The 6822-nt window shown below is 42.1% G+C and carries 9 protein-coding genes and 1 pseudogene; 5 read left to right on the top strand and 5 right to left on the bottom strand.

The window, feature by feature from the left end; all coding sequences use genetic code 11:
• On the top strand, positions 1-180 hold a 180-nt coding region (locus F6K37_RS28800), incomplete at its 5' end, for a hypothetical protein (RefSeq protein WP_287253865.1).
• A gap of 231 nt (positions 181-411) precedes the next feature.
• On the opposite strand, the gene F6K37_RS28790 is transcribed toward F6K37_RS28800, so the two are convergent.
• The 4 genes and pseudogenes from F6K37_RS28790 to F6K37_RS28780 all read right to left on the bottom strand — a co-directional run bounded on the left by F6K37_RS28790 (position 412) and on the right by F6K37_RS28780 (position 3147).
• Positions 412-1956 (bottom strand): WD40 repeat domain-containing protein, encoded by a 1545-nt coding sequence (locus tag F6K37_RS28790; RefSeq protein WP_353736761.1) that lies wholly within the window; start codon positions 1954-1956, stop codon positions 412-414.
• 102 nt (positions 1957-2058) lie between these two features.
• Positions 2059-2103 (bottom strand): annotated as a pseudogene (locus F6K37_RS44860) (hypothetical protein); the annotation flags it as partial.
• 73 nt (positions 2104-2176) lie between these two features.
• Positions 2177-2482 carry a hypothetical protein gene (locus tag F6K37_RS28785; RefSeq protein ID WP_008182394.1) on the bottom strand — a complete coding sequence of 102 codons (306 nt, stop codon included), beginning with the start codon at positions 2480-2482 and terminating at the stop codon, positions 2177-2179.
• Positions 2483-2643: 161 nt separating this feature from the next.
• Positions 2644-3147, bottom strand: a complete 504-nt coding sequence (locus tag F6K37_RS28780) for an RNase A-like domain-containing protein (protein ID WP_287253863.1) — start codon at positions 3145-3147, stop codon at positions 2644-2646.
• 187 nt (positions 3148-3334) lie between these two features.
• Here F6K37_RS28780 and F6K37_RS28775 point away from each other — a divergent pair, with 187 nt between their 5' ends.
• From F6K37_RS28775 to F6K37_RS28760, 4 genes are all read left to right on the top strand, one after another.
• On the top strand, positions 3335-3631 hold the full coding sequence (locus F6K37_RS28775) for a pentapeptide repeat-containing protein (protein ID WP_008182397.1): 297 nt from the start codon (positions 3335-3337) through the stop codon (positions 3629-3631).
• A 227-nt stretch (positions 3632-3858) separates the two neighbouring features.
• Entirely contained in the window at positions 3859-3981 is a 123-nt protein-coding gene (locus tag F6K37_RS28770; RefSeq protein WP_267872015.1) for a hypothetical protein, read from the top strand.
• A gap of 9 nt (positions 3982-3990) precedes the next feature.
• A complete protein-coding gene (locus tag F6K37_RS28765) occupies positions 3991-5172 on the top strand; it encodes an exonuclease/endonuclease/phosphatase family protein (protein WP_008182401.1) in 1182 nt (393 codons plus the stop codon).
• Positions 5173-5688: 516 nt separating this feature from the next.
• Positions 5689-5817 (top strand): hypothetical protein, encoded by a 129-nt coding sequence (locus tag F6K37_RS28760; RefSeq protein WP_267872016.1) that lies wholly within the window; start codon positions 5689-5691, stop codon positions 5815-5817.
• A 133-nt stretch (positions 5818-5950) separates the two neighbouring features.
• Here F6K37_RS28760 and F6K37_RS28755 read toward each other — a convergent pair whose 3' ends face one another.
• Entirely contained in the window at positions 5951-6523 is a 573-nt protein-coding gene (locus F6K37_RS28755) for a PEP-CTERM sorting domain-containing protein (RefSeq protein WP_287253859.1), read from the bottom strand.
• Positions 6524-6822 lie beyond the last annotated feature (299 nt).

Here is a 6822-nt window from a genome sequence, read left to right as displayed (position 1 = left end):
GCGAATTTAACATTTAGAAATATCAGCCTGAAGACAGCAGTCTTTATAGCCCCCCAACCCCCAATTCTGGGGGAGCATGAACTTAAAGTTACCCATCTGCTACCCTTGTGTAAACAAATATTAATTTCGCCAACGGTATCAGAATTGGGGGATTTAGGGGGCTTTAATAAAACCAAATGATCGCACATTCATTCCTTAATTCAGCAACGCCCCCAACACAGCAACGGCGAATGAAACTGGGAGCCACGCTTTCAAGGAAGTAAGGCGTGGTACCTCACCTGAGTGAATAAAAAAAAACTAAAACCATTGATTTTACCTAAAATCATTACCAGGGTTGGGTTTCACTATCTTCAACCCAACCTACGAAGCCAAAAAAGTCAATCAAGTAGGGCATCTGAAATCATCAGGATTTTATCTAGGATCGCTGTGCTCTAAACCAAACACCTTCCGATCTCCTGGTGAAAGCTGATAAATTTTAGCTGTTTGCAACCACTCATATATATCCTCCGGCTTGAGCCACACCCTGGCAGTGCCATTGCTGAAAGCAGTGAGGATTTTGGTGCCATCGGGAGAAAAGACGGCGGAGTTCACAGCAGCATTATGGTCTCTCATCACCAGGATTAACCTACCGTTTAAATCCCACAACCTGGCAGTTTTATCCTCAGAAGCAGAGAGAATTGTTTTACCATCGGGAGAAAACACCGCTGAATTAACATCAAACATATGTCCTTTCTCACGACCTCCTCCAAAGGTTCGGATCAGGTTTCCATTCAAATCCCACAGCTTTATCGTGTGATCTGCTGAAGCAGTGAGAATTGTTTTACCATCAGGGGAAAAGACGGCGGAATTAACAGCATCTTGATGTCCTTTAAAATTAGTAATTATTTCTCCGTTCAAGTTCCACAACTGCGCCAGTTTATCCTTAGAAGCCGTAAGGATTTGCTGGCCGTTAGGAGATAGGACAGCGGAATTAACTACCCCCTTGTGTCCTTTGTACTCTGATATTTCTATAAGTTCACTGCCACTAAAATTCCATAACTTGGCAGTTTGATCGTAAGACGTAGTCAGAATTTGCTGGTCATCTTGGGAAAAGCTGGCAAATTTAGCACCACTCCTACCGAATATCGTTAAGTTATTATAGTGATCATGTAAATTAATAGCCATGATCAGGCGATCGCCTTTTCCATTCCATAACCGGGTTTTGCCATCATCGGAAGTCGTAATAATATAGTTACCATTAGGGGAGAAAGCTGCTGTTTTTACAGAACAGTGATTCGAGACATCACAGCCATGAGGAAGTTGCTTAAGCAATTTTCCGTTCAGATCCCATAAATAAGCGTTTTTATCGGTAGTGGCTGTCAAGATTTTTGTGCCGTCAGGAGAAAACACAGCAGAATTCACAGATGCTGAATGTCTAAAACTAGAATTAACTGGTTGTTGGGTGATATCCCATAACTTGACTGTAGAGTCATCAGAGGCGGTGATTAGTTTGTCTCCATGGGGAGCAAACGCTGCAGTAGTAACCGATAATTGATGACCGATTAATTTAGCGATAACTTTTCCATCCAAATCCCAAATTTTGGCAGTATTATCATCACTAACGGTAATAATGTGATTACCGTCTGGGGAAAACAAGGCTTTTTTGACTGCCTCGGAATGTCCTTTCAAGGTTTTAATTAAGTTTCCATCCTTATTCCATAATTTGGCAGTGCCATCTTCAGAAGCAGTAAGGATTTGATCACCGTCTTGGGAAAATAAAGCAGAATTAACCCAATCGCTATGTCCATTAAATATGTGGATAAGCTCACCATTGTGCTCCCACAATTTAGCTGTCTTATCTTTACTAGTAGTAATAATTTTAGTTCCGTCTGGAGAAAATACCGCAGAGGTAAGACCGCAATGATAATCCTTTATATGTACATGCCAACAGCTATCCTGATTTAGAGTTGTGATCAAATTCCCATCGTTATCCCATAATTTCGCAGTTTTGTCCCGTGAAGCGGTGAGAATTGTCTGACCATCTGGGGAAAAGACAGCAGAATTAACCTGGCACTGACCGTTGCGGACGCAATCGTGCCCTCGTAAGGTATTGACCAAATTGCCTTACAAGGTGGGTAAGGACAAATTATCAAGTTTCGAGTATAGTTTAATCGGGGAAATATAGCTCTTCCGTACTTTACTCTCCTCCGGATACTTTATCAAGGCAACTTTCCAACAGGTCGAGCATCTGTGTTAGCCATTTTCTAGCACTTTCTTCAGTTTCAAAATGGCGATTGGCATAGTCACCCACATCTTTCCAGGGAAAGGAGGGAGAAGCCAAAGCAACCCGTCCTTCGGCAATTATGGTACGATGCCACTTGGCAAGTTCTGGATTGTTGCAGCCAAGAACTACCTCTTCATCACTTTTACCTTCAAAATCAGCTTCAGCAAACTCCCCAGCAAGAAAACTGTAGAGATTTTCGTAGTTAGCTTTTTGGCTCATGGGTAGATTTTTGGTGTATAGTTAATTGCTAATGTTGAGTAATGACTGAAAATTGGAGAATTAGAGACTGAAGATTAAATAAATACAAGATCTTATAGTTTAAGCAAGGGTCACTCTAAACTATAAAATCTACACTATAAAATATACAATCCCCTGAGCAGTTATCTAGCGGGATATGACGTAAGAAGTAAGCAATCTCCTTTTGCTGTTTTTTTCATAACCGCACGCAACTTTATACTATTAGAAATATTGCTCAGAGAAGGAGGACGGCTAGCCACACGACCAACTACTTCCCTAGCCCTATAGTTAACAGCTCGCTTCTCACCTCTAGCAGCATCAAGAACCCAACTATTTAATCTATTCCGGTTGGCTCTCAAAGCAGCTTGAATATTAGTGGCAGCAGTTCCCAAATCGCTATAGGTGCTAGCTGCGCTGATTCTGGGAGCATTAATTAATCGGTCCACTAGTTGTTGATCACTTTTACCAACATGGCGATCAATAGTGTGACCACCAAGGTACTCCTGTCGTTGTAACCAGTTCGAGGAAAAATTACTCGGCACGCATTGCGCAGAAGCTGATTGAGTGAAGTATAAACTCTGTACAAGAGTCAAAACAGCCAATAGTCCAGCACTCTTGGCTAGGGATTGTTTCCAATGGGTAAGCATCTTAAATAATGTCTGTTTTTACCTACTATTCCCAGCAGCTTTTTGATTGTAACATCCTGAGCGACTGCATCAAGACAATGAAAGGAGGTTCAATGGGCGACTGACTGTATCAGGGATGAGCTGATTGCCGTCAAAGCTGTATAGAGTAAAATTTTGATGAATATATTAATTTTGGTTAAGTCAACCTATGTCTAATCAAGAAATTCGGCCAGAAGCGCAACCGTTAATCGATCGCTCTATAGAGGAGAAAACTAAGGACTTTTTGGAGATAGGGAGAATTGCTGGTCTTAATACAACATCCGATTGTGCAGGTGCTGATCTCAGCGGTGCTAATTTGAGTAGTGTTAACCTCAGTCGTGTCAATTTGAGTGGTACTAACCTCAGATGTGCTATCCTGGGGGATATCAACTTGAGTAAGGTCAATCTGAGTGATGCCAAATTAGAGAAAGCCCGGTTGGTAAATAATGTAGGATTTTCTGAATAAATGAAGCTTGAATTGAAGGAAATGGTAGCAATTTTTGAAGATGCCAATGATAATAATGGTTTGACAATTCTGAATCGTTAAATACAAGGTAATAGAGAATAAGGCAAGAGGGCATAGGCAAAAGGCAAAAGGCAAGAGGAACCCACCCCTAACCCCTCCCAGGAGGGGAAGGCAAGAGGCAAAAGGCAAGAGGCAAAAGGCAAAATTTAATAAAGTATATAGGTATTTTGGGTAACTCTTCCCGATTCCCGATTCCCGATTCCCGATTCCCGATTCCCGATTCCCGATTCCCGATTCCCGATTCCCGATTCCCGATTCCCTTTTTTTATCAATCCTATGTTTACATTTAAAATAATATTATGTCTGAATTTACTCCAAAAGAATGGGGTGAAATACGAGAAACTTTGGCTGACGATCCTACTAAGTATGGATTGCCTAAACGGGAATATGGCTCGGTGGTGTTGGGGTCATTTAATATCAGAAAACTGGGGGCGGTAACTAAGCGCAGTCCTCAAACCTGGGATTTTTTGGCTCATGTTTGTAAGCACTTTGATTTGCTCGCTGTCCAAGAAATCATGGATGACCTGAGTGGTTTCCAGGAGTTGAAGGGGCGGATGGGGTCAGAGTTTGGTATGATTGTGTCTGATCGAACTGGGGTGTTTCCTAATGAACCAGGATTAGGGGAAAGACTGGGATTTATATATAATTTGTCGATGGTTAAGCGGGGTGAAGTGGTCTCAGATATTTCTTTTGACCGTACTAAGGTGTTAGAAACCTTGGCTCGTAACTATGATCAGGTCAATCAGGCTATTTTACCCTATGTGGAATATCTAAAAGAACTGGATCAGTGGAATTTAAATCAGTTAGGGAAACGCCCGAAGAAGCCGAATGTTAGGATGCCAGTGTTTCTAACGTTTGCTCGCCAACCGTTCTGTGTCAGCTTTAGAATTGTTGGTCATCCTGGTACTAACCCCTATGAGTTTATGGCGGTTAATGCTCATCTGTATTTTGGTGACTATATCTCAGATCGCCGTCAGGAATTTGATGCACTGATGGCATGGATATTAGGACGGTTTATCCAACAGGATAGAGCCTATTATCCCAATTTTATCTTATTAGGGGATCTGAATCTAGATTTTGATAATCCTACTACAGACCGTGACCGGATTGAAAAGCATATCAAGATGTTTAATGCTAAGGTGAGAGGGGAAGCAAATGTTAATTTTCCGTTCTTAGATCCCCATCCACAGACAAACCAAGTCTTGCGCACTAATGCTAGATTTACGGAAACCTTTGACCAAATTGGTTTGTTTAATTGGGATCAGCGTCTTCCTACTTATAAGGAACATTCCTCTATGGGTGAAAACCCACGAGGACCGGATTATGGTGTTTTTAATTTTGTTGAATTGTTTAGTGATGCCTTATACAACCGAGGGGTTAGTGAGTTATCAGTATCCCAGAAGAAGGCATTTTTTCGACGGTTTGAACATGAGGTAAGTGACCATTTACCGTTGTGGTTACGACTCCCGTTGCCGGATTGAAGTTGCTGATCATTTTGCTAGTTTGCTTAATCAATTCTTTTAAACAGCAGATTGTATCTTCGGCAAACTGCCCTTTGGTGAGTTCAGGGGTAATGTTAATGGCAAAATCAACAATATGACTAGCGATTTCTGGGGGTAAATCACCAACTAGGTCTGGATTATCTATCAGTGAATCCCGTCTGTTGTTATGGTAGGTCATGATTATTGGATTATTTGCTTGTGTTACTAAGCTAATTAAGAGTATACTATAGGAAAACCGTATTTTTAACTAAGTTAGGGAACGGGGATTGGGGAAGTTTGGGGAGATAGGGAGATAGGGAGATGGGGAGATAGGGAGATAGGGAGTATTGAAACAAGCGATTCGGCGTTCGCGCAGCTTGGCCTACGGCCACAGCCGACGCTACGCGAACGCATTTACCAAACTCTTCACTTCAATGGTTACCCATTAGTCATTGTTGCTATTTACAATAGCGCTATATTTGACACGGGGAAATAAGGATAGCGCTAGGGGATGAGATGCGATCGCACAAACCCATAACAATAGCGCTAGAGGATGAGATGCGATCGCACAAACCCATAACAATAGCGCTAGAGGATGAGATGCGATCGCATGATTGGGGCGATGGACAAAATTTTGATGACTAAGATGACTAGAAATTTGCCATTATCCTAGCTATTAAGGGTTGAGTATTAACGGTCAACGGTCAACACTCAACCCTTAACACTCAACCGTCAACTTTCAACTTTCAACTTTTAACTTTCAACTCCCAAAACTCTTCTAAGCGTTTTGAGAGGATCCCTTCTTTTTTCCCAGCAGCAAGCTAGCACCAAGCACACTTAACCCTAAAATAGTAGCAGGCTCGGGAACTTTACCCACTTTAGCGTAAGTGACACTACCTTCTCCAGAACCGAGAAAGAAATCACCATAGGTAAAGAAGTCGCCTCCTATGCGGTCATTGTCTTCGTCACGGATTTCAAAGGGAAAATCGAAAACGAAGAAATTGGGAACAAAATTCAATCCCAAAAGCTCCCCATCCTGAAAATCAACGTAGGGACCTACAGGAAACAAGAAATCATCTGCTTCAGTGTAGGTGACACCATTAAAGTCGAAGACTACCGATAGGTCATCGCTCCGAGAGTTGAATCTTTCGAATCCGCTGTCAAATTGGAAGGTGTCATCATAGGTAAAATACCCCTGATAAGAGTTGCCAGCCAAATCCCCTGTCTCTACATCTACGGTAAAATCATATTTGATAGTTGCAGCAGAAACAGGTTGGGTTGGCATTACAGCTAGACCCAAAGCCACACTAGCGGCTGCCAAAACCCCTGACTTATGGAAGAGATCAGCCATCGTAAAATTCTCCTTGTTTCAACCTGGTAGAGCGTCTTGAATCAAGCGCTAGTCTTTTAAAACTCGTAAGCATTCAGCCGTCAGCGGTCAGCCGTGAGCCTAAAGCTCACGCTGCTTGAGGTGCTTATTTTATTCAAAAGCAACTCAAGTAGCTTGGCCACAAGCCTTTGGCTGATAGCTGATAGCTGATAGCTGATAGCTGATAGCTGATAGCTGATAGCTGATAGCTGATAGCTGATAGCTGATAGCTGATAGCTGATAGCTGATAGCTGATAGCTGATAGCTGATAGCTGATAGCT

The sequence above is a fragment of the Moorena sp. SIO4E2 genome (assembly GCF_010671945.1).
Taxonomy (GTDB): domain Bacteria; phylum Cyanobacteriota; class Cyanobacteriia; order Cyanobacteriales; family Coleofasciculaceae; genus Moorena; species Moorena producens.
This window is presented reverse-complemented; position numbering and strand designations above follow the sequence as displayed.